Below are 26,718 nucleotides of genomic sequence, written 5' to 3'. Positions count from 1 at the left end.
CTTATTCACCTGCCTTCTCGTTGAGCATAGTCTTCACACGGGCGATATCCCGGCGGACCTGCTTGAGCAGATGAGTCTGGCTCAGTTGGCCAGTGGCCTTCTGCATGCGCAGGTTAAACTGCTCGCGGAGTAGCTCGAGGAGTTGCTCTTGCAGCTCTCCTACGGACTTTTCACGAATTTCCTGGGCTTTCATCACATCACCGTCCGTTTAGCAAAGGTGGTGGACAAGGGCATCTTCTGTGCGGCCAATTCAAATGCTTCACGGGCCAACTCTTCGGATACACCTTCAATTTCGTACAGGACCCGACCCGGTTGGATCTGGGCTACCCAGTACTCAACGGAACCTTTACCTTTACCCATACGAACTTCGAGCGGCTTCTTAGAGATCGGCTTATCAGGGAAGACGCGGATCCAAATTTTACCGCCACGTTTAACGTGACGTGTGATCGCACGACGGCCTGCTTCGATCTGGCGCGCAGTGATGCGGCCACGACCCGTTGCTTTGAGACCGTACTCCCCGAAGCTGATTTTGCTTCCGCGATGCGCCAGGCCACGGTTGCGGCCTTTCATCATCTTACGGAATTTCATACGCTTGGGCTGTAACATCGACTCGCTCTCCCCTTACCTGGAACCTTTCTTCTTGGGCGCGTTGCCGGCAGGCTGCTGTTGCTTAGCCTTGGCACGTACTTCCTCAATACCACCGAGGATTTCACCCTTGAAGATCCACACTTTGACGCCGATGACGCCGTAGGTGGTGTGAGCTTCGTAAGTGGCGTAGTCGATATCCGCACGCAACGTGTGCAACGGAACGCGACCTTCGCGGTACCATTCGGTACGTGCGATTTCGGCACCACCCAGACGACCTGACAGCTGAATCTTAATGCCGCCAGCGCCAAGACGCATTGCGTTCTGTACCGCGCGCTTCATAGCACGACGGAACATTACGCGACGCTCAAGCTGACCCGCTACGTTAGCAGCGACTAGCTTGGCATCCAGCTCCGGCTTGCGAACTTCTTCGATGTTCACATGAACCGGAACACCCATCATCTCGGTTAGATCGCGACGCAAACGGTCGACATCTTCACCTTTTTTGCCAATCACGATACCCGGACGGGCAGTATGAATGGTGATGCGGGCATTGTTAGCCGGACGCTCGATGTGAATGCGGCTTACGGAAGCGTTCTTTAAACGCTGATCCAGGAAGCTGCGCACTTCGAGATCGTTATTGAGCTTATCGGCATAAGCGCCGCGCTCGGCATACCAGACAGAAGCATGGTCTTTGACGATGCCCAGTCGAATGCCTGTTGGATTGACTTTCTGACCCATCTGGTCGACTCCTACTTCTCGGCTACCTTGACGGTGATGTGGCAGGTGCGCTTCAAGATACGATCCGCACGGCCTTTGGCGCGCGGCTTGATACGCTTGAGCGTCACGCCCTCATCGACACAGATGGTCGAGACACGCAGCTCGTCGATGTCCATGCCGTTATTTTCTTCCGCATTCGCGATGGCGGACTGAAGCACTTTCTTGACCAGTTTGGCAGCCTTCTTCGGTGAGAAGGTCAGCAGGTCAATAGCTTCGGCGACCGGTTTACCGCGCACCTGGTCAGCCACCAAACGGGCCTTCTGTGCGGATAAAGCAGCGCCACTCAGCTTAGCTGTGACTTCCATCTCTTAATCCTCTCTGGCTTACCGTTTGGCTTTCTTGTCCGCAGCATGCCCGCGATATGTGCGAGTAGCAGCGAATTCGCCAAGTTTATGACCCACCATTTCCTCGGAGACGTGCACCGGGACATGCTGGCGTCCGTTATGGACCGCAATAGTCAGACCTACCATGTTGGGCAGGATCATCGAACGACGCGACCAAGTCTTGATTGGTTTGCGATCGTTCTTCTCCACTGCAGCCTCTACCTTCTTCAAAAGATGAAGGTCAATGAAGGGACCTTTCTTTAGTGAACGTGGCACAGCCGTTACCTCTTAAGTTCTTGGCAATTTCGATTAACGCGTCTTGTTACGACGACGGATAATCAGCTTGTCGGTGCGCTTGTTCTTACGCGTCTTGTGACCCTTAGTCGGCACACCCCATGGGGATACCGGGTGACGACCACCACTGGTGCGGCCTTCACCACCACCGTGCGGGTGATCCACCGGGTTCATCGCGACACCGCGAACAGTCGGACGCACGCCTCTCCAGCGCTTCGCACCGGCCTTGCCAAGTTGACGCAGGCTGTGCTCGGAGTTGCTCACTTCGCCCAGAGTTGCGCGGCACTCAGCCAACACTTTGCGCATTTCGCCAGAGCGAAGACGTAAGGTGGCGTAGTTACCTTCACGAGCAACCAGCTGAGCGCTAGTACCGGCACTGCGAGCAATCTGCGCGCCTTTACCCGGCTTCAGTTCGATACCGTGAACGGTAGAACCAAGCGGAATATTGCGCAGCGGCAAAGCATTGCCTTTTTTGATGGGCGCGTTTACACCAGATTCCAGCACGTCACCCGCGCTGACACCTTTCGGTGCAATGATGTAACGACGCTCACCATCTGCATATTTCAGTAGTGCAATATGCGCACTACGGTTCGGATCGTGCTCAAGACGCTCAACGGTGGCTGGAATGCCATCCTTGGTGCGTTTGAAGTCAATCAACCGGTAGTGCTGACGGTGACCACCGCCCACGTGGCGGGTGGTGATGCGACCGTAGTTGTTACGGCCACCGGACTTGGACTGTTTCTCCAAAAGCGGTGCATAAGCACGGCCTTTGTACAGTTCCTCACCAACGATCTTAACGACGTGGCGACGACCGGCGGATGTGGGTTTGGTCTTGACGATTGCCATTATCCGTACTCCTGCCCTTATTCGGCGCCAGAGAAGTCTTCGAGCGTTTCACCCGCAGCCAGGGTCACATACGCTTTGCGGTAACCCTTACGCAGGCCAACGCCGTGAGCAGTACGCTTAGTTTTCCCCTTCACGTTCAATACTTGAACGCTGCCGACCTTCTTGCCGAATAGTGCTTCAACGGCTTTCTTGATCTCGGGTTTGGTAGCATCAGATGCCACCTTGAAAACGTACTGGTTGCGCTCGGCTGCCATCGCGGCCTTTTCGGTCACGTGCGGTCCAAGCAGAACCTTAAATACGCGCTCCTGGTTCATGCCAGCTTCTCCTCGAATTTACGCAGGGCGGAGACGGTGACCAGAACCTTATCAAAGGCTACTAGGCTCACCGGATCAGCTGCAGCGACATCCACCACGTCAACGTGGGGAAGGTTGCGTGCGGCCAGATAGAGCTTCTCGTCAATTTCTTCGGTGACGATCAACACTTTCTCAAGGTTGAGCTCTTTCAGCTTGGCAGCTACCTGCTTGGTCTTCGGCGCTTCAACGCTGAACTCTTCAACAGCGACAAGACGCTCTTGACGTACTAGCTCAGACAGGATGGAACGCATCGCCGCACGGTACATTTTGCGGTTTACTTTCTGGCTATGGTCCTGAGGACGCGCCGCGAAAGTCACACCGCCGCTGCGCCATAGCGGAGAGCGGATAGTACCGGCACGTGCACGACCGGTACCCTTCTGACGCCACGGCTTCTTACCACCACCACGTACGTCGGAACGGTTCTTTTGAGCGCGGGTACCTTGACGGCCACCAGCCAAATAGGCGGTTACCACCTGGTGAACCAGCGCTTCGTTGAATTCTTTGCCAAAAGTGGCATCGGCTACTTCAACGGTACCCGTGCCTGCAGCAAGATTCAGATTCATTGGTAATTATCCCCTTCAGCGAGCTTTCACGGCGCTGCGAACGATAACATCGCTACCGGTCGCGCCCGGAACAGCACCTTTGATCAGCAGCAGGTTACGCTCGGCGTCGACACGGACGATCTCAAGGCTCTGCACGGTGCAACGGGCATTACCCATTTGACCGGCCATTTTCTTGCCTTTAAATACGCGACCCGGAGTCTGACACATGCCGATAGAACCCGGCGCGCGGTGCGACAGGGAGTTACCATGCGTGTTGTCTTGGGTACGGAAATTCCAGCGCTTAACAGCACCCTGGAAGCCTTTACCCTTAGAGGTGCCGGTCACATCAATCATTTGACCAGCTTCGAAGAGGGATACGGTGAGTTCGCCACCCACTTCCGGAGATTCTTCGCCTTCTGCAAGACGGAATTCCATCAGTGAACGACCAGCCTCAACACCCGCCTTGGCAAACTGACCAGCTTGCGCTTTGGTGAGGTGCTTGGCTTTACGAGAACCTGTGGTGACCTGAACCGCTGCGTAACCGTCAGACTCAAGAGTCTTAACGCGCGTTACACGGTTAGGATCAACTTCAATAACGGTCACGGGCACGGAAGCGCCATCTTCGGTAAAGACACGGGTCATCCCGGCCTTTTTACCGACTAAACCGATAGTCATACTCAGTCTCCTATAGTGTACGGGGCTATCACCCGCTATGGCTGCCCTTTCCAGAGCATTCCACTAGCACATTGTGTGGCGCCTCACGGCGCGGCGGCTGCTGCTCATTCTAAAAATTAATGAGCGCTGGGCCGCAAGTGTCTAGTGTAATTAGTCGAGCTTGATTTGCACGTCTACGCCAGCGGCGAGATCGAGCTTCATCAGCGCATCAACAGTTTTCTCGGTTGGCTCAACAATATCGAGCACACGCTTGTGCGTACGAATCTCATACTGGTCACGCGCATCTTTGTTAACGTGCGGTGAAATCAGGATGGTGTAACGCTCGCGGTTGGTCGGCAGCGGGATCGGACCACGAACCTGAGCACCAGTACGCTTAGCGGTTTCAACGATTTCCGCTGTGGACTGATCAATCAGGCGATGGTCGAACGCTTTCAACCGAATGCGAATCTTTTGGTTCTGCATTTGCCCTAAACTCCAATGGATGTCGACGGCGCGAGCCGTCTACCCACGCATTCAAAGGATGCGCATTATAGGCACGCCAAAAGCCCATGTCAAACATTTGCTATTGGTGCGCAGAAAAGGGGGCTCGCAAGAGCCCCCCTTGATCAATCAATCAAGCAAGCTTACTTGACGATTTTTGCAACAACGCCAGCACCAACGGTACGACCGCCTTCACGAATTGCGAAGCGCAGACCTTCGTCCATAGCGATTGGAGCAATCAGGGTAACAACCATCTTAACGTTGTCGCCCGGCATTACCATTTCAACACCTTCCGGCAGTTCACAGGTACCTGTTACGTCAGTGGTACGGAAGTAGAACTGGGGACGGTAGCCTTTGAAGAAAGGCGTGTGACGACCACCTTCTTCTTTGGACAGTACGTAAACTTCTGCTTCGAAGGTAGTGTGCGGGTTGATGGTGCCCGGCTTAGCCAGAACTTGGCCGCGCTCGACGTCATCACGCTTAGTACCACGCAGCAGGGCGCCAACGTTCTCACCTGCACGACCTTCGTCGAGCAGCTTACGGAACATTTCAACACCGGTAACGATGGTTTTAGTGGTGTCGCGGATACCCACGATTTCCACTTCTTCGCCTGCTTTAACGATACCGCGCTCTACACGACCGGTAACAACAGTACCGCGGCCAGAGATAGAGAACACGTCTTCGATCGGCATCAGGAACGGCTGGTCGATAGCACGCTCCGGCTCAGGAATGTACTCATCCAGAGCTTTGATCAGATTCGCAACAGCAGTAGTACCCATGCCGTTCTCATCTTCACCGTTCAGAGCCATCAGCGCAGAACCAGTGATGATCGGCGTGTCGTCACCCGGGAAGTCGTACTCGTCGAGGAGTTCACGAACTTCCATCTCAACCAGCTCAAGCAGCTCTTCGTCATCAACCATGTCCGCTTTGTTCAGGAACACAACGATGAACGGAACGCCAACCTGACGAGACAGCAGGATGTGCTCACGCGTCTGCGGCATCGGGCCGTCAGCAGCAGAACATACCAGGATTGCGCCATCCATCTGCGCAGCACCGGTGATCATGTTCTTGACGTAGTCAGCGTGTCCTGGGCAGTCAACGTGCGCGTAGTGGCGCTCTTCAGACTGATATTCAACGTGAGACGTAGCGATGGTGATACCGCGCTCGCGCTCTTCAGGAGCGTTATCGATGGTATCAAACTCACGCCAGTCGCCGCCGAAAACCTCAGCAGACACACGGGTTAGGGCCGCTGTCAGGGTCGTTTTACCGTGGTCGACGTGACCGATGGTGCCGACGTTGACGTGCGGTTTGGAACGTTCAAATTTTTCCTTAGCCACTGCTATAACCTCTTTACGTTAGCTAACGGTTAACCGTTTTGGTTGATGACGGCTTCTACGACGCTGGAGGGCGCCTCGTCGTACTTCGCGAACTCCATAGAGTAGCTCGCACGGCCCTGGGTCTGAGAGCGCAGATCGGTTGCGTAACCGAACATCTCACCCAGCGGCACCGTTGCGCGGATGACTTTGCCGGAGCTGGAGTCATCCATGCCCTGCACCAGACCGCGACGACGGTTCAGGTCACCCATGACGTCACCCATGAAATCTTCGGGGGTCACGACCTCGACCTTCATCACCGGTTCCAGCAGCACGGCCTTGGCCTTCCTGGCACCTTCTTTAACCGCCATGGAAGAAGCAATCTTAAACGCAGTCTCATTAGAGTCCACGTCATGGTAAGAGCCATCGTACAGCGTGACTTTAACGTCAATCATCGGGTAACCCGCGATGACACCGTTCTTCAGCTGTTCGTAGGCACCTTTTTCTACTGCCGGGATGTATTCCTTGGGAACCACACCACCAACAATTTCGTTGACGAACTTGAAGAAGATTTCTTCATCACCTTCGCCCTTCTCTTCAGCAGCAAGCGGCTCAATGCGCAGATGCACGTGACCGTATTGTCCACGACCACCTGACTGGCGCACAAACTTGCCTTCTTGCTCAATACTGCCACGGATGGTTTCGCGGTAAGCAACCTGCGGCTTACCGATATTGGCCTCAACCTTAAACTCGCGACGCATACGGTCGACAAGAATATCCAGGTGCAGCTCACCCATACCAGAAATAATAGTCTGGCCGGTTTCTTCGTCAGTTTTCACCTGGAAGGAAGGATCTTCCTGGGCCAATTTACCCAGTGCAACACCCATTTTTTCCTGGTCAGCTTTCGACTTAGGCTCTACGGCAACAGAGATAACCGGATCCGGGAACTCCATGCGCTCGAGTACGATCTTGTGATCGATATCACACAGGGTGTCACCTGTAGTCACATCTTTCAGACCAATACACGCTGCAATATCGCCCGCTAGTACTTCTTTAATCTCTTCACGAGTATTGGCGTGCATCTGAACGATACGACCAACACGCTCCTTCTTCTGCTTAACGGAGTTATAAACACCGTCACCAGACTTAAGAACGCCTGAGTAAACGCGAATAAAGGTCAAGGTACCAACGAAGGGGTCGGTAGCGATCTTAAACGCCAACGCCGCAAACGGAGCACTGTCGTCCGCTTCGCGGGTCGCTACGGTACCATCTTTGTCGTCCAGCTCACCTTCGATTGCTTTAACTTCTGTCGGTGAGGGCAGGTACTCAACAACCGCATCCAGGACTGCTTGAACACCCTTATTCTTAAAGGCAGAACCACAGGTCACTAGAACGATTTCGCTAGCCAGCGTACGCGCACGAAGACCTGCTTTGATTTCTTCAATGGTCAGTTCCCCACCTTCGAGGTACTTATCCATCAATTCATCAGAGCCTTCAGCTGCGGCTTCGACCATTTGCTCGCGATATTTTTCGGCAGTCTCTTGTAGCTCAGCAGGAATATCGACAAGCTCATACGAAGTGCCTAAGTCTGCCTCATTCCAGAGGATAGCCTTCATCTCGATCAGGTCGATAACGCCTTTAAAGTCTTCCTCTGTACCCCAGTTAATCTGGATTGGCACAGCGTTAGCACCTAAGCGTTCCTTCAACTGGTCAACAACCATGAAGAAGTCTGCACCGGTACGGTCCATCTTATTAACGAAGACCATACGCGGAACTTCATACTTATTGGCCTGGCGCCATACGGTTTCGGTCTGCGGCTGAACGCCGGAAGAACCGCACAGTACAACAACAGCACCATCAAGAACACGCAAAGAACGCTCAACTTCGATAGTGAAGTCAACGTGCCCAGGGGTGTCGATGATATTAATGCGGTGCTCATCAAACTGGTGATTCATACCTTTCCAGAAGGTAGTAACAGCAGCCGAGGTGATAGTAATACCACGCTCCTGCTCTTGCTCCATCCAGTCAGTAGTCGAAGCACCTTCATGGGTTTCGCCCAGCTTGTGGTTTACGCCAGTGTAAAACAAAACACGTTCTGTCGTGGTTGTCTTACCTGCATCAACGTGGGCAACAATACCCAAGTTGCGATAGCGATTAAGCGGTGTTTTGCGTGCCACGGTGAAGCTCCCGTTAGTTGGCAATGCTCGTTAATTCAGCAGTGTTCATTTTGCGTGTCCCACCGCCGCCACCCATAAAGGTAGCGGCAGTGTGTTGCAGCATGGCGAAAAAACTCTTTAGCGCAGCACAACCAGCAAAATCAAACACAAACTCAGAAACGCCGAGTTTAGAAACGATAGTGAGAGAAGGCCTTGTTGGCTTCTGCCATACGGTGCACATCTTCACGCTTCTTAACAGCCGAGCCTTTGCCTTCAGCGGCATCCAGCATTTCACCTGCCAGGCGCTGAACCATCGTTTTCTCACCGCGGCGACGCGCTGCGTCTACCAACCAGCGCATTGCTAGGGCTTGGCGACGCGAAGGACGAACTTCGACCGGCACCTGATAGGTCGCACCACCAACACGGCGCGACTTTACTTCGACCATCGGCTGGATGGTTTCCAGCGCTTTGTCGAAGATTTCCAGCGGCTCTTCATTACTACGCTCGGCAACCTTGTCCAACGCACCGTATACGATGCGCTCAGCTATGGACTTCTTGCCGCTGACCATCAGGTGGTTCATGAACTTCGCCAGACGCTCACTTCCGAACTTAGGATCCGGCAGGATTTCGCGTTTAGCTACAACTCTTCTTCTAGGCATGATAAGCCCTCAATTAAGGATCCTTCAGGTAAACCCGGGACCAATTACGCTATTTGCGCCGCCCGACCTTACTCTTATCAGACCGTCATATTCATATTAAGGTAACAACGCCAGCGTCATAAGACGCCGCAACAAGACGCCTTAGGACTTCGGACGCTTGGTACCGTACTTAGAACGACCCTGCTTACGGTTCTGTACGCCAGAGGTGTCAAGGGCGCCACGAACGGTGTGATAACGCACACCTGGCAAATCCTTTACACGACCACCGCGAATCAGAACAACAGAGTGCTCTTGCAGGTTGTGACCTTCACCACCGATGTAAGAAGACACTTCGAAACCGTTGGTAAGGCGCACACGGCAGACCTTACGAAGGGCCGAGTTCGGCTTCTTAGGGGTAGTAGTATAAACGCGCGTACAAACGCCACGTTTCTGCGGGCATGCCTGTAGCGCAGGTACGTCACTCTTAGTGACGGGGCGCTTACGCGGCTTGCGCACTAGCTGATTAATCGTTGCCATGGTGTTTAGCTGACTCCAATGGTTGCCTGGCCTTTCAACAAATACTAGCAGCAGGTGCGGGCGCACCCACCCCACTGTTAAAGGCTGCGCATTCTAAAGGCTGACCCTAGGTGGCGTCAAGTCTTGCTGGCGGTTTAACCAGCAAGACTGCACCATAAGGGCCAGCGACTCGTTGTTACTCGTTTTCCTTACCGTCGATTACAGCTCATCGTCTGAATCAAGGGCGGTTAACTGAGCACCAAGCTCCTGTTCAACTTCGGTAGCCGAGGGATTGAACAGACGCTCAACGTCTTCGCGCTTGCGACGACGCTCTGCGTGGTGAGTCAGACCGGTACCTGCCGGAATCAGACGTCCAACCACCACGTTTTCTTTCAGGCCGCGTAGATAATCGCGCTTGCCGGTTACCGCTGCCTCGGTCAATACACGTGTCGTTTCCTGGAACGACGCCGCTGAAATGAACGACTCAGTGGCCAAGCTGGCCTTAGTGATACCCAGCAGCAAGCGTTGATACTTGGCCGGGAATTTACCTTCTTTCTCGAGACGCGCATTCTGTTCTAGCACGCGGACGAGTTCAGCTTGATCGCCAGTAATAAAGTCAGAGTCGCCTGAATCAGAGATCTCTACCTTACGCAGCATCTGGCGAACAATAACTTCGATATGCTTATCGTTGATGCCTACACCCTGGAGGCGGTAAACATCTTGCACTTCGGCGGTGATGTATTTGGCCAGTTCCGCCACGCCCAATAACCGCAGGATATCGTGGGGGTTGCTCGGACCATCCGAGATTACTTCACCCTTCTCAACGGTTTCACCCTCGAAGACAGCGATTTGACGCCATTTCGGGATCAACGCTTCAAACGGGTCGCCAGACTCTGGGGTAATCGTCAAGCGACGCTTACCCTTTGTCTCTTTACCGAAACTGACCACACCACTGATTTCAGCCAAGATTGACGACTCTTTCGGCTTGCGCGCCTCAAACAAGTCGGCAACACGCGGCAGACCACCGGTAATATCTTTGTTACCAGACGCCTCTACCGGAATACGTGCAACAACCTCACCTACACCAATGGTAGCGCCATCATCGACAGAGATAATCGAGTTGCCCGGCAACAGGTACTGTACCGGCGTATTCGATCCAGACACCGACACGTACTCGCCAGCAGCGTCTTTCAGCATCACCATCGGGCGCTTATCGCGGCCTGCCATCGGGCGGGCTGCTGACTCGATAACCTCAATAGACGACAGACCAGTCATTTCATCGACGCTACGGTGCATGGTGACACCTTCGTCAAGGTCGATAAACTGCGCCTTACCTTCTACCTCGGCAATGATCGGGTGAGTGTGCGGATCCCACTTCGCGACAATCGCACCGCCATCGACGACATCACCGTCACGAACAGACAGCTCGGCACCGTAAGGCAGCTTGTAGTACTCACGCTCGCGGCCATGGTCATCAGCAACAGCAAGTGCGCTGGAGCGAGAGACAACGACCAATTTGCCGTCGGCCCGCTCTACATGCTTGATGTTGTGGAGACGTACTTTACCGCCATGCTTGACCTGAACGCTGTCTACTGCCGATGAACGCGACGCCGCACCACCGATGTGGAACGTACGCATGGTCAGCTGGGTACCCGGCTCACCGATGGACTGTGCGGCGATAACACCGACAGACTCACCAATGTTGACCTGATGGCCACGCGCCAAGTCGCGGCCATAACAGGAGGCACACACGCCGTGGGCGGTGTCACAGGTAATGGTAGAACGAACAATGATCTCGTCTACGCCCATGGTGTCTAGCGATGCACACCACTTTTCGTCCAGCAATGTGCCGCGCGGAATAAGCACTTCATCATTACTTGGATCAATAACATCAATCGCAACGACACGACCAAGTACACGCTGAGACAGCGGTACAATGATGTCGCCACCTTCGATGATCGGGTGCAAGGTCAAACCGTTTTCGGTGCCACAGTCGGTCTCAGTGATGACCAAGTCCTGGGCAACGTCAACCAGACGACGGGTTAGGTAACCGGAGTTAGCCGTTTTCAGAGCCGTATCCGCAAGACCTTTACGTGCACCGTGGGTCGAGATGAAGTACTGGAGTACGTTCAGACCTTCACGGAAGTTGGCGACGATCGGCGTTTCGATGATCGAGCCATCCGGCTTAGCCATCAAACCACGCATACCCGCCAACTGACGGATCTGGGCGGCAGAACCACGCGCACCGGAGTCAGCCATGATAAAGACGCTGTTGAACGAGTCTTGCTCAACTTCGTTGCCTTCACGATCGATGACGGTCTCTTTGGAGATACCTACCATCATCGCCTTGGCAACTTTATCGTTGGCCTTCGACCAGATATCGATAACCTTGTTGTACTTCTCACCGGCGGTTACCAGGCCAGAAGAGAACTGATCTTCGATCTCTTTAACTTCCGCTTCTGCAGCGTCGACAATCTCGGTTTTCGCATCAGGAATAACGAAGTCGTTAACACCGATAGAGGCGCCCGACCACGTTGCCAAACGGAAACCGGTGTACATCAGTTGGTCAGCGAAGATAACCGTCGGTTTCAAACCTGCACGACGGTATACCTCGTTGATCAAGCTAGAGATCGCCTTTTTCTTCATCGGCTGATCGATTAGCGAGAACGGCACACCTTCCGGCAGAATGCGGAACAGTAGCGCACGGCCAACCGTCGTATCGTAGATGCGGCGATGGAAACTACGCTCGCCGGTCTCTTCTTCGACATCGACTTCGTCCAGACGCACTTTCACGCGAGCGTGCAGCGATACCGACTGCGTACCGAACGCGCGCTCTACCTCATTGAGGTCAGAGAACACCATGCCTTCGCCTTTGGCGTTGATCTTTTCGCGGGTCATGTAATACAGACCCAGAACAACGTCTTGCGACGGCACGATAATCGGCTCACCGTTGGCAGGCGACAGCACGTTATTGGTGGCCATCATCAGCGCACGCGCTTCAAGCTGGGCTTCCAGGGTCAGCGGTACGTGTACCGCCATCTGGTCACCGTCAAAGTCGGCGTTGTAGGCGGCACATACCAGCGGGTGCAGCTGGATCGCTTTACCTTCGATCAACAGCGGCTCAAACGCTTGGATACCAAGACGGTGGAGCGTCGGTGCGCGGTTAAGCAGTACCGGGTGCTCGCGGATAACATCGGCAAGGATGTCCCACACCTCGGGCAGTTCGCGCTCAACCATTTTCTTCGCTGCTTTGATCGTTGAGGCATAGCCCAGCGACTGCAGCTTGGAGTAGATAAACGGCTTGAACAGCTCAAGCGCCATTTTCTTAGGCAGACCACACTGGTGCAGACGCAGAGTCGGACCAACAGTGATTACCGAACGGCCGGAGTAATCGACGCGCTTACCTAGCAAGTTCTGACGGAAACGACCCTGCTTACCTTTGATCATATCGGCAAGGGATTTCAGCGGACGCTTGTTAGAACCCGTAATGGCACGACCACGACGGCCGTTATCCAACAACGCATCAACCGCTTCTTGCAGCATGCGCTTCTCGTTACGCACGATAATATCCGGCGCATTGAGGTCAAGCAGACGCTTCAGACGGTTGTTACGGTTGATGACGCGACGATAAAGGTCGTTCAGGTCTGAGGTCGCGAAGCGGCCGCCGTCCAGGGGCACCAACGGACGAAGATCCGGCGGCAGCACGGGCAGCACTTCCATGACCATCCACGCCGGCGCGTTGCCGGAGTGGTAGAACGCTTCAAGTAGCTTCAAGCGCTTTGAAAGCTTCTTAATCTTAGTTTCAGAGTTAGTCTGCGGAATCTCTTCACGCAGGTGATTAATCTCTTCTTCCAGATCAATATCTTTCAGCAGTTCTTGGACAGCTTCGGCACCCATGCGAGCGTCGAAGTCATCACCGAACTCTTCTAGCGCTTCAAAGTACTGCTCATCGTTGAGTAACTGACCACGCTCCAGCGTGGTCATACCGGGATCGATGACGACAAAGCTTTCGAAGTACAGCACGCGCTCGATATCACGCAGGGTCATATCGAGGAACATGCCGATACGCGACGGCAGTGACTTCAAGAACCAAATGTGAGCCACTGGCGATGCCAGTTCGATGTGGCCCATGCGCTCACGGCGCACGGCAGCCTTGGTGACTTCAACGCCACACTTCTCACAAATGATGCCGCGGTGCTTCATGCGCTTATACTTACCGCACAAACACTCGTAGTCTTTGACTGGGCCGAAAATCTTGGCGCAGAACAGACCATCCCGTTCCGGTTTAAAGGTACGGTAGTTGATGGTCTCGGGCTTCTTCACCTCGCCAAACGACCAGGAGCGAATCATGTCCGGCGACGCCAGGGTAATCTTGATCGCGTCAAACTCTTCGGACTGAGATTGCGATTTGAGTACTTTCACCAAATCTTTCATGGGACGGCTCCTAGCTCTCTAACTCGATATCGATGCCCAGCGAGCGGATTTCCTTCACGAGTACGTTGAAGGATTCCGGCATGCCTGCCTGCATGGTGTGGTCGCCATCCACGATGTTTTTATACATCTTGGTGCGGCCTTCGACGTCGTCCGACTTGACGGTGAGCATCTCTTGCAGCGTATACGCGGCACCGTAAGCTTCCAGCGCCCACACTTCCATCTCACCAAAGCGCTGACCACCGAACTGCGCCTTACCACCCAGCGGCTGCTGAGTCACTAGCGAGTAAGAACCGGTAGAGCGCGCGTGCATCTTGTCGTCTACCAAGTGGTTCAGCTTGAGCATATACATGTAGCCAACGGTCACCGAGCGGTCAAACGCATCGCCAGTACGGCCATCGTACAGCGTCATCTGGCCAGACTCAGGAATGTCAGCAAGCTTCAGCAAGTGTTTGATCTCGTGCTCTTTAGCACCATCGAACACCGGCGTTGCCATGGGCACACCGCCTTTGAGGTTTTTCGCTAGCGCAATGATTTCTTCATCGCTTAACGAGTCGATATCCTCAACACGGGTTCCCGGCGTGTTATATATCTGGCCCAGGAAGTCACGAATTTCAGCAACTTGCTGACCACGGGCATCACGTAACATCGCGTCAATCTTGACACCCAAACCACGGGCAGCCATACCCAAGTGTGTTTCCAGGATCTGACCAACGTTCATCCGCGACGGTACACCCAGCGGGTTCAACACCACATCAACCGGCTCGCCCTTCTCATCGAATGGCATATCTTCGATGGGCATGATCGCCGAGATAACACCTTTGTTACCGTGACGGCCTGCCATCTTGTCGCCAGGCTGAATACGACGCTTAACCGCCATGTAGACCTTAACGATTTTAAGCACGCCCGGTGCGAGATCATCGCCCTGGGTCAGCTTGCGCTTCTTATCTTCAAAGCGCTCGTCCATCTCTTTACGACGGTTTTCGAGCTGCTCATCGGCCTGGGCCAAGAGCTCGTTGTAAGCCTCATCCTGCATGCGCAGCTTGAACCACTGCTGACGCGGTAGCTCGTCGAGGTAAGCCTCGTCAAGCACATCGCCTTTCTTCAGGTTCGGGCCGCCATTAACAGCCTGGCCTTCCAACGTACGCTGCAAACGCTCAAAAGTAGCGTCTTCAGCGATACGATAGGTTTCCTGAAGATCTTTACGCACTTCGTCCAGCTGCATCTGTTCGATAGCAAGTGCACGAGAGTCTTTTTCAACGCCGTCACGGGTAAATACCTGGACGTCGATGACAGTACCCTTCATGCCGGTCGGCGCACGCAGCGAAGTATCTTTAACGTCAGATGCTTTCTCACCGAAGATAGCGCGTAGCAGCTTCTCTTCCGGCGTCAGCTGGGTTTCACCTTTCGGTGTTACCTTACCGACCAGGATATCGCCGGGGCCAACTTCAGCACCGATGTAAACAACACCCGCTTCGTCCAATTTACCCAGCGCGGACTCACCAACGTTGGGAATATCGGCGGTGATCTCTTCCGGCCCTAACTTGGTATCGCGGGATACACAGGTCAGTTCCTGAATATGAATCGTGGTGAAGCGGTCTTCTTGAACCACCCGCTCAGACAGCAGGATAGAGTCCTCGAAGTTGTAACCATTCCAGGGCATGAACGCGATGCGCATGTTCTGGCCGAGCGCCAAATCACCCATATCAACAGACGGGCCGTCGGCAAGGATATCGCCACGGGCCACACTGTCGCCAGGCCGCACAATGGGGCGCTGGTTCATACAGGTGTTCTGGTTTGAACGGGTGTACTTGGTCAGGTTGTAGATATCAACACCGGCTTCACCGCCGATGATCTCATCTTCATGTACCCGCACCACGACACGACGCGCGTCAACGGAGTCGATCACACCACCACGACGTGCCACGGCACAAACACCGGAGTCACGCGCTACGAAGCGCTCCATGCCAGTACCCACTAGCGGCTTGTCAGCGCGCAAGGTGGGTACCGCCTGACGCTGCATGTTCGCCCCCATCAAGGCGCGGTTAGCATCATCGTGCTCCAGGAACGGAATCAGTGCGGCCGCGACTGAAACAACCTGGCGCGGAGACACGTCCATTAGTGTGACCTGCTCAGGACGCATAAACGTGGTTTCACCACGGTGACGCACCTGAACCAAGTCGTCACTCAGCCTGTTGGACTCATCCACAGTAGCTGACGCCTGGGCAATAACGAAATCACCCTCTTCGATTGCCGACAGGTGAACGATATCGTCCGTCACTTGACAGGAGTTGACCTTACGGTACGGCGTTTCGAGGAAGCCGTAGCTGTTGGTGTGACTGTACGTCGCCAACGAGTTGATCAGACCGATGTTCGGACCTTCCGGCGTTTCGATCGGGCACAAGCGACCGTAGTGCGTAGCGTGTACGTCGCGCACTTCGAAACCGGCACGCTCACGGGTCAAACCACCTGGGCCGAGTGCAGACACACGACGCTTGTGAGTAACCTCAGAAAGCGGGTTGTTCTGATCCATAAACTGGGAAAGCTGGCTAGAACCGAAGAACTCTTTCACCGCTGCCGCTACCGGCTTAGCGTTGATCAGATCTTGCGGCATCAGACCTTCGCTTTCCGCCATGGAAAGACGCTCTTTCACTGCACGCTCTACGCGAACCAAGCCAACGCGGAACTGGTTTTCAGCCATTTCGCCAACACAGCGAATACGGCGGTTACCCAGGTGATCGATATCGTCAACGTCACCAAAGCCGTTACGGATATTGATCAGCTCGCGCAGAACATCAAGGATGTCTTTGCGATCTAGCACGCCAGAGCCCGTGTCGGTATCACGACGCAGACGGCGGTTAAACTTCATACGACCGACGCCTGACAGGTCGTAGCGATCTTCGCTGAAGAACAAGTTATTAAACAGCGTCTCAGCAGCTTCTTTGGTGGGCGGCTCACCAGGGCGCATCATGCGATAAATTTCGACCAACGCTTCAAGCGCGGAGCCGGTGGCATCCAGCTTAAGCGTATCGGAAATAAACGAACCACAGTCGAGATCGTTCGTGTAGAGCGTTTCGATGTGGGTGATGCCACCCTGCGCCATACGCTCAAGTACTTCTGGCGTAATTTCGGTATTACACGGGCAGATCAGCTCGCCAGTTTTAGTATCGATCTGATCCTTGGCCAACGTTTTACCAAACAGGTACTCCATCGGTATTTCCAGACGCTCCAGGCCGGCTTTTTCAAGCTGGCGGATGTGCTTCTGGGTAATACGACGCCCTTCTTCAACAATGACATTACCTTCGCCATCTTTAATGTCGAAAGTCGCGGTTTCACCGCGCAGGCGTGACGGTACCAGCTCTACGAAGAAGCCAGTTTTTTCAATGCTAAACTTGCTAGTCTCGAAAAACTCTTCAAGGATCTCTTCGGTGCTCATTCCCAGGGCACGCATCAACACCGACGCTGGCAGTTTCCGGCGACGGTCAATACGTACGAAGACGTTGTCTTTAGGATCGAACTCGAAGTCCAGCCAGGAACCACGATAAGGAATCACTCGGGCAGAATAGAGCAGCTTACCAGAGGAGTGACTCTTGCCTTTATCGTGATCGAAGAACACACCGGGCGAACGGTGGAGCTGAGAAACGATAACCCGCTCAGTACCATTGATGACAAAGGTACCATTCTCGGTCATCAGGGGGATTTCCCCCATGTAGACTTCCTGCTCTTTAATATCCTTGATTGCCTTGTTCGAGGAGTCGCGATCATAGATGATCAAGCGAACCTTGACACGCAGCGGGGCGGAATAGGTCACGCCACGCAGCTGACACTCCTTTACATCGAACGCCGGCGTGCCGAAACGGTAGCTGACATACTCCAGCGCCGCATTCCCAGAGAAGCTTTCGATCGGAAACACGGACTTAAACGCCGCGTGCAGACCAATCTCGTGGCGCTCGTCGGGCGAACGATCCTGCTGGAGAAAGTCGTAGTAGGAATCAAGCTGGATGGCCAGCAAGTAAGGCACATCCATCACTTGGGGCAGTTTGCCGAAATCCTTGCGGATGCGTTTTTTCTCAGTATATGAGTAAGCCATCTGTATTCCCCAGCTTGTTCACCATGGGTGACCGATGCGTGGTCATCTGCCCCGCGGGCGTTTCAGACGCAGACAGCAAGCTCCTAAATCGGTAGCTCGCCGTCAAAAATCTTGATAGATAACAGTGTTACAGTAGTGCTGCTAGCGCTTCGTTATCACTCGCGCTTCACAACTTACGCTTCACAACTTACGCTTCACAACAACGGTCTTACTGTTTTGCTGCTTCTTACCGCAGCCTTCCTGCTGCAATGCTGCCAAGCAACATGATACAACAGAAAAAGGCCGGCAGCGGGATAAGCCCGCCGCCAGCCGTGGAAGCTTACGCAGCGCGTAAAGCCGTCAGCACAAGAATTACTTGAGCTCGACGCTTGCGCCCGCTTCTTCCAGCTTGGTTTTAGCTGCTTCAGCGTCTTCTTTAGACATTGCTTCTTTGATGGTAGCCGGCGCGCCATCAACTGCACCTTTGGCTTCTTTCAGGCCAAGACCAGTGATTTCACGAACTGCTTTGATGACGTTAACTTTCTTGTCGCCAGCAGAGGTCAGTACCAGATCAAATTCAGTCTGTTCTTCAGCAGCTGCTTCGCCGCCGCCAGCCGGACCAGCCATTACGGCTGCTGCAGCAGAAACGCCGAATTTCTCTTCCATTGCTTCGATCAGCTCGACAACTTCCATTACGGACATGTCGGCTACAGCATTGATGATATCGTCTTTGGTCAGTGCCATTGTCTCATTCCTAACTTTGCGGGAGCCTCGGTCTACCGAGTGCTCAGGATTCATTGCATGGTTCAAGCAGCGCCCTGCTTATGCAGCGCAGACTGCTTGCAAAAAGGCCTGCTTATGCAGCTTCTTCTTGCTTCTGGTCGCGCAGGGCGGCCAGAGTACGAACCAGCTTGCCAGCGGAGGCTTCTTTCATTACCGACATCAACTTGGCAATTGCTTCGTCGTAAGTCGGTAGGGTTGCCAGACGATCGATGTCAGCAGCCGGAATCAGCTCACCTTCGTAGGCCAGCGCCTTCACTTCGAAGTTCTGATCTTGCTTCGCAAACTCTTTGAACAAACGAGCGGCAGCGCCCGGGTGCTCGGTAGAGAAAGCCAGCAGAGTAGGACCAACAAAGCTCTCGTTCAGGCACTCCCACTGAGTACCTTCGAGGGCGCGGCGTGCCAGAGTGTTGCGAACAACACGCAGCTGGACGCCATTCTCACGCGCTTGCTTACGCAGGTCGGTCATTTTACCGACTGTAACGCCGCGAGAATCGGCAACTACGACGGAGAGTGCGCCCTTGGCCGCTTCACTGACCTCGGCAACAATCGCTTTCTTGCCTTCAAGTGCTAGTGGCACAGTGATCACTCCTTCGTGCCGGAACCCACAACAGGCTCCGGTGGTTACCATCTCTTCCAGACGATAAATAAATAACGCTGGAAGCCTTGGGGGATGGTGCTCACCAGAAAGCGGTTTGGCTAAAAACCTCAACCAACTGGCGGCCACACCATCTGCGCAGGCGCTTTAAGGGCGATTAAGCCGCACCTCTAAAAGATGCGGCACCTGCGGTCTTTGACGATGCCCTGCCTGGCTTACGCATTAACAGGGGACCGCAAAGTTCTTGCTCGGTTCTTACAAAAATCGTACGACTACCTGCTTATACCAACGCAGAGTGGTCGATAGTCAAGCCTGGGCCCATGGTAGTGGACAGGGTGACTTTCTTAAAGTAGATACCTTTAGAAGAGCTCGGCTTGAGCCTCTTAAGGTCAGCAACCAGCGCTTCCAGGTTACCCAGAACAGCGGATGCTTCAAAATCAGCTTTACCCAACGTTGTGTGGATAATGCCATTTTTATCGGTACGGAAACGCACCTGGCCTGCCTTAGCATTTTTAACCGCGGTGGCAACGTCAGGTGTAACGGTACCAACTTTCGGGTTAGGCATCAGGCCGCGCGGACCAAGAATCTGACCTAGCTGACCGACAACACGCATAGCATCTGGAGAGGCAATCACGACGTCAAAATCCATCACGCCTTTTTTGACTTGCTCAGCCAAATCTTCCATACCTACGATGTCAGCGCCTGCTTCTTTAGCAGCATCGGCGTTAGCACCCTGGGTGAAGACCGCTACGCGTACGTCTTTGCCAGTACCGTTAGGCATGACAGTAGCGCCACGTACCACTTGGTCAGATTTACGCGGATCAACACCAAGGTTGATCGCCACATCCAAGGACTCTTTGAATTTAACGGTGGACAGCTCAGCGAGCAGCGCAACCGCTTCTTCAAGAGAGTAAGCTTTGTTCGGGTCTACTTTCTCGCGAATAACTTTCGCGCGCTTAGTTAGTTTAGCCATGATCAGAGACCCTCCACGTTTAGGCCCATGCTACGAGCGCTGCCAGCGATGGTGCGCACCGCGGCATCGAGATCAGAAGCCGTCATATCGGGCTCTTTGGTCTTAGCGATCTCTTCGAGCTGTTCACGCGTAACGGTACCAACTTTCTTCTTGTTCGGCTCACCAGAACCAGACTTGATGCCCGCTGCTTTTTTCAGCAGTACGGCAGCAGGCGGCGTCTTGGTGACGAACGTGAAGCTACGGTCAGAGTAAACGGTGATCACGACAGGCGTCGGCAGACCAGGCTCAATTTCTTGAGTAGCCGCGTTGAACGCCTTACAGAATTCCATGATGTTCACGCCGTGCTGACCCAGCGCGGGGCCGACGGGCGGACTAGGATTGGCTTTACCTGCAGCAACCTGCAGCTTGATATAAGCCTGTACTTTCTTGGCCATGTTAAACACTCCAGTTGGGTGATAGCGCCTTACGGCTCCCCGGTACACATAAAGCAGCGCTTAGCTGCTTCACATAATGCAAGGATGGCGTGCAATGCACACCACCCCGCCACTTAATTAAACTTACTCTTTCTCCACCTGAGAGAACTCAAGCTCCACAGGCGTTGCCCGCCCGAAGATCAGCACGCTGACCTGCAAACGGCTCTTGTCATAGTTCACTTCTTCAACGACACCGTTAAAGTCAGCAAACGGACCATCAATAACGCGAACCGACTGACCCGGCTCAAACATGGTTTTGGGCCGCGGCTTATCAGTACCGTCTTTCACGCGACGCAAAATAGCATCAGCTTCGCGCGAAGTAATAGGTGCAGGCTTCTCTTTCGTGCCACCAATAAACCCCATTACACGCGGAGTTTCATTGACGAGATGCCAGGTTTCGTCGGCCATTTCCATCTCGACCAGCACGTAGCCTGGATAGAATTTGCGCTCACTCTTACGGCGCTTTCCGTCACGTACTTCAACGACTTCTTCCGTCGGCACGAGAATTTCGCCAAAGCGATCTTCCATGCCATACATTTTCACGCGTTCGACAAGCGAACGCATGACATGCTTTTCAAAGCCGGAATAAGCGTGGACGACATACCAACGTTTGGACATGAAAGCTCCTAACCAATGACGCCGGACATCGCCCAGCCAAGAAGAGTATCAATCAACCACAGCATCAAACCCACCACCACAACAGCCGCCAGCACAATGGCTGTAGTCTGAATGGTTTCGGGGCGAGTCGGCCATACAACGCGCTGTATCTCTTTCTTGGCGCTGACGGCAAGCTCTACTAAATCGCGACCTTTAGCGGTGGTCAGCGCGATCAAACCCGCAATCGCACACAACACCACCACACCTAATACGCGGTAGAGCAGGCCAATATCAGCGAAATAGGTATTACCAACAACTGCAACAACAAGCAGCGCCACAACCGCCGCCCACTTGAGCCCGTCATGGCGCGACTGTTGCACCTCTTCGCCATGTTTTACGGAACTAGGCTTCATAAAAACGAGACTCCCAAGGGTGCAGCGAGCGACAAAGGAATTCTAGAAAAAGACATACCAACCTGGGGAAGGCTGGCAGGCCAGGAGGGAATCGAACCCCCAACCTGCGGTTTTGGAGACCGCTGCTCTGCCAATTGAGCTACTGGCCTGTATCGTCATGTGCGCAAACAAATGCCTACGCAACAGCGGGCGCCATAATAGCGGATAACTTTCCGCCTGACAACCCTCAACACTCATCAAACTGACAAGTGAAAACAAAAAAAGCGAGCTTAGCTCGCTTTTATGCAATATGGAGCTCATGGACGGAATTGAACCGTCGACCTCACCCTTACCAAGGGTGTGCTCTACCCCTGAGCTACATGAGCTAAATACATCAAACTGGAGCGGGCGGCGGGAATCGAACCCGCACCATCAGCTTGGAAGGCTGAGGTTCTACCATTGAACTACGCCCGCCGAACTTGCCTATGGAATGACAACCCGTTGCACGAGATACAGTAGCTAAGTCCGCTTACCGGCCTTCCATTCCCAAGCAATGACTCAGTCACTGCTCGATAAAACTGGTGGAGAGGGAAGGATTCGAACCTTCGAAGCTTTCGCGGCAGATTTACAGTCTGCTCCCTTTGGCCACTCGGGAACCTCTCCAGCTGTGGCGGCACATTATGCCAGCCTCCAAAGCCATGTCAAGCTTACAAACTCTTTATTTATCAAAGCTTGTAAACTTACCAACACTTGCGCACTAATGTTTAAAGTGGCTTATGCCTTGGAACGCGCTGCATTCTGTCAAAGCAGCATTGAGAATGCAAGACCTGCGCGAATTTTTTCTAACGAAACAGGTTCAGGCACCCCTGGTGCGCCTGACATTTTTCCAGCACGTTCCGCAAAGGTCAGCGGAAAGCTGGCTTCCAACCCCCCGTAGACCATATCAGGCCATACCGCATGGGGCACTTGAACACCACGCGAAACCACCCTGGCATCACCACCCGTCAACAGCACTGGCAGTGCAATCCCCTGTTGATCGCATACTTCACTGTAAATTCTGTTAATCGCACTGACCGCCGCCATATAGATACCGTGATTAACAGCATCTACCGTACGCCTCCCCGGCTCCAATAACGCATCAGCTTCACTTTCTGGATCAATGGCTACGTTGCGGGTGCCTAATTTGAGACTCTCTTTCATTAATCGTAACCCGGGGACGATAAATCCGCCGAGATGGACACCACCCGGTAATACAAAATCAATGGTGATCGCACTACCACAATCGACTGCACAGCAACCGCCAGCCAATTGATAGCCTGCCAGCGCCCCCATCCAACGATCGACGCCCAGTCGCCCAGGCTCTTCATACCCGTTGACAACACCCAGAGCCTCAGGAGTTGAGCGCGCAACATACACTTGGCGCACCTGGCGACGCAGCAAGGCAACGGTCTCCTCCAGCACGGCAGCTCTAGCGACACTGGAAATGCGCACCGCCTCGACGATATCAAGATTCGGAATATCTGACCCAGGCCGCCACTCTTCCCGTGTCCACACAGCACCTCGTGAACGTATTTCACTACTTTCGGCATCTTTTAAACGCCATTTCGATAGCGTATTGCCGATATCCAAATCCAAAATCATAGGCGCCTGCGTACACTGATCTCACCGCCCGACAGGCGTCGCGAGTGATCATTTTCGGTAACCCAAAGATTACCACTCTCATCTACCTCTCTAGCCACTGCATCGCTTGAGCGTTCACCCTGAATAATACGAATCGGCAACCCTGCATAGGCATGGCGACTATTCCATTCATCTCGCCAAGGGGCAAACCCTTCGCTTTCGAAGCCTGCCAGCATATTCAATAACTCAGACACCATATCCGCGGCTAACTGATTGCGCGAAACACCCGCTTTTGCATCAAACAGCGCTGCCACAGGCTGATCAATAGCGGCACGCAGGCTATCGGGTAGCGATAGATTCATGCCAATGCCAATGACCACTTCACAGGGGCCCGCTGCATCCCCAGTGACTTCAATCAAAATACCGGCCAGCTTGCCAAGCTCACTACCTTTTTCTGCCAGCAGTATATCGTTAGGCCATTTTAATTTTGGTGAAACCCCATACTGCTCCAGCACTTGAGCAACCACCACGCCAACCGCAAGACTCAACCCCTCCAGGGCGTTAACCCCTGATTCAAAACGCCAGCCAAGCGAGAGCATCAAGCTTTGCCCCCAAGGCGTAGACCATACGCGCCCGCGACGGCCACGACCTGCGGTTTGTAGCTCAGCAAAGCATACTTCACCGTGCCCGGCTCCCTGCGCAAAGCGTTCGCGCACATATTCATTGCTCGATGGCAGCTGGTCTTCAATGAATAGCCTGGTTAAGAGATGGCGAGCACTAGCGGGCAAACGCTCTACAATTTTTGCCCCATCAAGCGGCTCTAGCGGATAGGCAAGTCGATACCCTCGACCTTTCACAGCCACCAGTTCAACGCCCAGTGCGTCTAATTTTTTTAGTTGTTTCCATACGGCGGCTCGGGAAACGCCCAGCGCTTCACCTAATTGTTCACCGGAATGAACCTCGCCATCGCTCAACAAACGCATCAGGTTACCGATGGTCATGTGCTTGCCCCAACTGGGAAAACGCCTATCTTAACGGAAGCACCGCTGGAGCGAAAACTGCCATGTTTAGGTTATTGACTTGCACCTTTATTTAAGACAGCACTGGTAGTGGACCGCGCCCAGACCCTATAATGCCGCCCTATTTTTCTAGCAGGATCGCGTCGTGATCGAGAATCTTCGCAACATTGCCATCATCGCCCACGTTGACCACGGTAAAACTACCTTGGTAGACAAGCTGTTAAGCCAGTCTGGAACGCTCGACCGCAAGGCCGAAGGCCAAGAGCGCATCATGGACTCCAATGACCAGGAAAAAGAGCGCGGTATTACCATCCTGGCCAAAAACACTGCTATTCAGTGGCAAGATGGCAATGGTAAGGATTACCACATCAACATCGTGGACACCCCTGGACACGCCGACTTTGGTGGCGAAGTCGAGCGGGTTATGTCCATGGTGGACTCGGTACTGCTTCTGGTAGACGCCGTTGACGGCCCTATGCCGCAGACTCGCTTCGTTACCCAGAAAGCATTTGCCCAGGGCCTGAAGCCGATCGTCGTCGTCAATAAAATTGACCGCCCCGGCGCACGCCCGGACTGGGTTATCGACCAGATCTTTGATCTGTTTGACAACCTAGGGGCTTCTGATGACCAACTCGACTTCCCGATCATCTACTGCTCGGCGCTAAACGGCATTGCCGGCATGGACCCTGAAGAGCTGTCCGACAACATGGACCCCATGTTCCAGGCAATTGTCGATATCGTTGAGCCGCCCGCGGTTGAGATCGATGGCCCATTCCAGATGCAAATCTCCGCACTGGATTACAACAGCTACGTTGGCGTTATCGGCCTTGGCCGCATCAAACGTGGCTCGGTGAAGCCTAACCAGCAAATCTCGGTCATCAGCGTTGATGGCTCTACCCGCAAGGGTAAGATCGGCCAGGTCATGACCCATATGGGTCTTGAGCGCGTCCAGACAACGGAAGCGACAGCAGGCGATATCGTCTGCGTTACTGGCATTGAAGATCTATCAATTTCTGACACGCTGTGTGACCCGAGTGCCATTGAAGCGCTACCGCCGTTGTCTGTTGACGAGCCGACCGTTTCGATGACGTTCCAGGTCAATGACTCACCGTTCGCCGGAAAAGAAGGTAAGTTCGTCACCAGCCGTAATATTAAAGATCGCCTGGAACAAGAGCTTATCCACAACGTGGCGCTACGCGTTGAACAGGGCGAAACCCCTGAGAAGTTCAAAGTTTCTGGCCGTGGTGAGCTTCACTTATCAGTGTTGATTGAAACCATGCGTCGCGAAGGCTTCGAGCTGGCGGTTGGCCGCCCAGAAGTCATCATTAAAGAGATCGACGGCGTTAAGCAAGAGCCCTACGAAGAAGTCATCATCGACTGTGAAGAGCAGCATCAAGGCTCGATCATGGAAGAGCTTGGCTACCGCAAGGGTGAAATGACCAATATGAACCCCGATGGTAAGGGTCGTGTGCGTCTCGACTTTATCATTCCGGCGCGCGGCTTGATTGGTTTCCGTGGTCAATTCTTAACCTTGACCTCTGGCACCGGCATCCTGACCAGCCGCTTTGATCACTACGGTCCGCTAAAGCCTGATGCTTCCATCGAGCGTCGCAATGGCGTACTGGTCTCAATGGTTGGCGGCAAAGCCCTTGCTTATGCACTCTACGCCCTGCAAGAACGCGGCAAGCTGATTATTGATCACGCCACTGAAGTATACGAAGGTATGCTGATTGGTATTAATAATCGTGCCAATGACATGGTCGTTAACCCGACCAAAGGCAAAAAACTCGATAACATGCGCTCAACGGGTAACGATGAAAACATCGTGTTGACGCCGCCGATCAAGTTTACTCTTGAGCAGGCTATCGAATTCTTGGATTCCGATGAACTGGTTGAAGTTACTCCCAGCCATATTCGTCTACGCAAGAAGCACCTGACCGAAAACGAGCGCAAGCGTGCTAGCAAGAAGTAAGCTCTTGCCAGTCAATGCTCGATAGTAAGTACCCCTAAAGCCCGCCATGTGCGGGCTTCTTTTTTTGGCTTCGGTTAACGATCACCCCTCACTCATTTCCTGCCTTCGCATTACCCCACACGCCCCGCCCCCTGCGCCAAGTGGCTTCATAAACGCAGCCTTAACGCTAGCAGGCTGGTAAGCGTAGGCGTTCTATCGCAAAGTAACGCTATTAACAGTGCGCCCCTAGGCCGCTGGCAATCTACAATTCATACAAGTGTTTGGATAGTTACCCTCATCCTTTCACTACCACA

25 protein-coding genes and 4 tRNA genes are annotated in these 26,718 nt (G+C 53.7%); 1 reads left to right on the top strand and 28 read right to left on the bottom strand.

Annotation, left to right across the window (positions count from 1 at the left end; genetic code table 11):
• Window position 1: 1 nt before the first annotated feature.
• The 28 genes from rpmC to ACN06F_RS00810 form a co-directional block, all read right to left on the bottom strand.
• On the bottom strand, window positions 2-193 hold the full coding sequence (gene rpmC / locus ACN06F_RS00945) for a 50S ribosomal protein L29 (protein WP_009723898.1): 192 nt from the start codon (window positions 191-193) through the stop codon (window positions 2-4).
• Window positions 193-606 carry a 50S ribosomal protein L16 gene (gene rplP / locus ACN06F_RS00940; protein ID WP_007112000.1) on the bottom strand — a complete coding sequence of 138 codons (414 nt, stop codon included), beginning with the start codon at window positions 604-606 and terminating at the stop codon, window positions 193-195. The genes rpmC and rplP overlap by 1 nt, the downstream gene beginning before the upstream one ends.
• Before the next feature lie 15 nt (window positions 607-621).
• Window positions 622-1,326, bottom strand: a complete 705-nt coding sequence (gene rpsC, locus ACN06F_RS00935) for a 30S ribosomal protein S3 (protein ID WP_038480389.1) — start codon at window positions 1,324-1,326, stop codon at window positions 622-624.
• 11 nt (window positions 1,327-1,337) lie between these two features.
• Window positions 1,338-1,670, bottom strand: coding sequence for a 50S ribosomal protein L22 (gene rplV / locus ACN06F_RS00930; RefSeq protein ID WP_038480386.1), 333 nt, complete (start codon window positions 1,668-1,670; stop codon window positions 1,338-1,340).
• 18 nt (window positions 1,671-1,688) lie between these two features.
• On the bottom strand, window positions 1,689-1,964 hold the full coding sequence (rpsS, locus tag ACN06F_RS00925; RefSeq protein WP_009098993.1) for a 30S ribosomal protein S19: 276 nt from the start codon (window positions 1,962-1,964) through the stop codon (window positions 1,689-1,691).
• 33 nt (window positions 1,965-1,997) lie between these two features.
• A complete protein-coding gene (gene rplB, locus ACN06F_RS00920; protein ID WP_009723901.1) occupies window positions 1,998-2,828 on the bottom strand; it encodes a 50S ribosomal protein L2 in 831 nt (276 codons plus the stop codon).
• Between the two features lie 17 nt (window positions 2,829-2,845).
• Complete coding sequence (rplW, locus tag ACN06F_RS00915; RefSeq protein WP_009723902.1) at window positions 2,846-3,142, bottom strand: 50S ribosomal protein L23; 297 nt, start codon at window positions 3,140-3,142, stop codon at window positions 2,846-2,848.
• Window positions 3,139-3,744: a 50S ribosomal protein L4 gene (rplD, locus tag ACN06F_RS00910; RefSeq protein ID WP_038480381.1), complete on the bottom strand. Its 606-nt coding sequence runs from the start codon at window positions 3,742-3,744 to the stop codon at window positions 3,139-3,141. The genes rplW and rplD overlap by 4 nt, the downstream gene beginning before the upstream one ends.
• Window positions 3,745-3,759: 15 nt before the next feature.
• Entirely contained in the window at window positions 3,760-4,398 is a 639-nt protein-coding gene (rplC, locus tag ACN06F_RS00905) for a 50S ribosomal protein L3 (protein ID WP_009723904.1), read from the bottom strand.
• A 150-nt stretch (window positions 4,399-4,548) separates the two neighbouring features.
• On the bottom strand, window positions 4,549-4,860 hold the full coding sequence (rpsJ, locus tag ACN06F_RS00900) for a 30S ribosomal protein S10 (protein ID WP_009098983.1): 312 nt from the start codon (window positions 4,858-4,860) through the stop codon (window positions 4,549-4,551).
• A 161-nt stretch (window positions 4,861-5,021) separates the two neighbouring features.
• Window positions 5,022-6,215 (bottom strand): elongation factor Tu, encoded by a 1,194-nt coding sequence (gene tuf / locus ACN06F_RS00895; RefSeq protein ID WP_206048526.1) that lies wholly within the window; start codon window positions 6,213-6,215, stop codon window positions 5,022-5,024.
• Between the two features lie 29 nt (window positions 6,216-6,244).
• Window positions 6,245-8,368 carry an elongation factor G gene (fusA, locus tag ACN06F_RS00890; RefSeq protein ID WP_253486406.1) on the bottom strand — a complete coding sequence of 708 codons (2,124 nt, stop codon included), beginning with the start codon at window positions 8,366-8,368 and terminating at the stop codon, window positions 6,245-6,247.
• A gap of 167 nt (window positions 8,369-8,535) precedes the next feature.
• A complete protein-coding gene (gene rpsG / locus ACN06F_RS00885) occupies window positions 8,536-9,006 on the bottom strand; it encodes a 30S ribosomal protein S7 (RefSeq protein ID WP_009098975.1) in 471 nt (156 codons plus the stop codon).
• 141 nt (window positions 9,007-9,147) lie between these two features.
• Entirely contained in the window at window positions 9,148-9,522 is a 375-nt protein-coding gene (gene rpsL / locus ACN06F_RS00880; protein ID WP_009098973.1) for a 30S ribosomal protein S12, read from the bottom strand.
• A 198-nt stretch (window positions 9,523-9,720) separates the two neighbouring features.
• The gene (gene rpoC, locus ACN06F_RS00875; RefSeq protein ID WP_095604371.1) at window positions 9,721-13,935 is read right to left on the bottom strand and encodes a DNA-directed RNA polymerase subunit beta'; all 4,215 of its coding nucleotides are present in this window, start codon (window positions 13,933-13,935) and stop codon (window positions 9,721-9,723) included.
• 10 nt (window positions 13,936-13,945) lie between these two features.
• Window positions 13,946-18,022: a DNA-directed RNA polymerase subunit beta gene (rpoB, locus tag ACN06F_RS00870; RefSeq protein ID WP_038480365.1), complete on the bottom strand. Its 4,077-nt coding sequence runs from the start codon at window positions 18,020-18,022 to the stop codon at window positions 13,946-13,948.
• 351 nt (window positions 18,023-18,373) lie between these two features.
• On the bottom strand, window positions 18,374-18,745 hold the full coding sequence (gene rplL, locus ACN06F_RS00865; RefSeq protein ID WP_038480362.1) for a 50S ribosomal protein L7/L12: 372 nt from the start codon (window positions 18,743-18,745) through the stop codon (window positions 18,374-18,376).
• Window positions 18,746-18,857: 112 nt separating this feature from the next.
• Window positions 18,858-19,361 (bottom strand): 50S ribosomal protein L10, encoded by a 504-nt coding sequence (gene rplJ, locus ACN06F_RS00860; RefSeq protein WP_009723910.1) that lies wholly within the window; start codon window positions 19,359-19,361, stop codon window positions 18,858-18,860.
• Between the two features lie 298 nt (window positions 19,362-19,659).
• The gene (rplA, locus tag ACN06F_RS00855) at window positions 19,660-20,352 is read right to left on the bottom strand and encodes a 50S ribosomal protein L1 (RefSeq protein ID WP_030074217.1); all 693 of its coding nucleotides are present in this window, start codon (window positions 20,350-20,352) and stop codon (window positions 19,660-19,662) included.
• Window positions 20,353-20,354: 2 nt separating this feature from the next.
• Window positions 20,355-20,786 (bottom strand): 50S ribosomal protein L11, encoded by a 432-nt coding sequence (gene rplK / locus ACN06F_RS00850; protein ID WP_009098963.1) that lies wholly within the window; start codon window positions 20,784-20,786, stop codon window positions 20,355-20,357.
• A gap of 123 nt (window positions 20,787-20,909) precedes the next feature.
• Window positions 20,910-21,443: a transcription termination/antitermination protein NusG gene (gene nusG, locus ACN06F_RS00845; protein ID WP_038480355.1), complete on the bottom strand. Its 534-nt coding sequence runs from the start codon at window positions 21,441-21,443 to the stop codon at window positions 20,910-20,912.
• Window positions 21,444-21,451: 8 nt separating this feature from the next.
• Window positions 21,452-21,835: a preprotein translocase subunit SecE gene (secE, locus tag ACN06F_RS00840; protein ID WP_030074218.1), complete on the bottom strand. Its 384-nt coding sequence runs from the start codon at window positions 21,833-21,835 to the stop codon at window positions 21,452-21,454.
• A 73-nt stretch (window positions 21,836-21,908) separates the two neighbouring features.
• A tRNA-Trp gene (locus tag ACN06F_RS00835) sits at window positions 21,909-21,984 on the bottom strand.
• Window positions 21,985-22,125: 141 nt separating this feature from the next.
• Window positions 22,126-22,200: transfer RNA gene (locus ACN06F_RS00830), tRNA-Thr, on the bottom strand.
• Window positions 22,201-22,214: 14 nt separating this feature from the next.
• Window positions 22,215-22,288 (bottom strand) — tRNA-Gly (locus ACN06F_RS00825).
• 105 nt (window positions 22,289-22,393) lie between these two features.
• Window positions 22,394-22,477, bottom strand: a tRNA-Tyr gene (locus ACN06F_RS00820).
• A 138-nt stretch (window positions 22,478-22,615) separates the two neighbouring features.
• Complete coding sequence (locus tag ACN06F_RS00815) at window positions 22,616-23,455, bottom strand: type III pantothenate kinase (protein WP_415964665.1); 840 nt, start codon at window positions 23,453-23,455, stop codon at window positions 22,616-22,618.
• Entirely contained in the window at window positions 23,452-24,435 is a 984-nt protein-coding gene (locus ACN06F_RS00810; protein ID WP_433924508.1) for a biotin--[acetyl-CoA-carboxylase] ligase, read from the bottom strand. Before ACN06F_RS00810 ends, ACN06F_RS00815 begins: the two co-directional genes overlap by 4 nt.
• Before the next feature lie 163 nt (window positions 24,436-24,598).
• Here ACN06F_RS00810 and typA point away from each other — a divergent pair, with 163 nt between their 5' ends.
• A complete protein-coding gene (typA, locus tag ACN06F_RS00805) occupies window positions 24,599-26,425 on the top strand; it encodes a translational GTPase TypA (protein ID WP_038480345.1) in 1,827 nt (608 codons plus the stop codon).
• The last annotated feature ends 293 nt before the right edge of the window (window positions 26,426-26,718 follow it).

It is taken from the genome of Vreelandella sp. 21 (assembly GCF_050995515.1).
In the GTDB taxonomy this organism is placed as follows: Bacteria; Pseudomonadota; Gammaproteobacteria; order Pseudomonadales; family Halomonadaceae; genus Vreelandella; species Vreelandella alkaliphila.
Note: the sequence above shows the minus strand (reverse complement) of the source record. Positions and strands in the feature narration are given on the sequence as shown.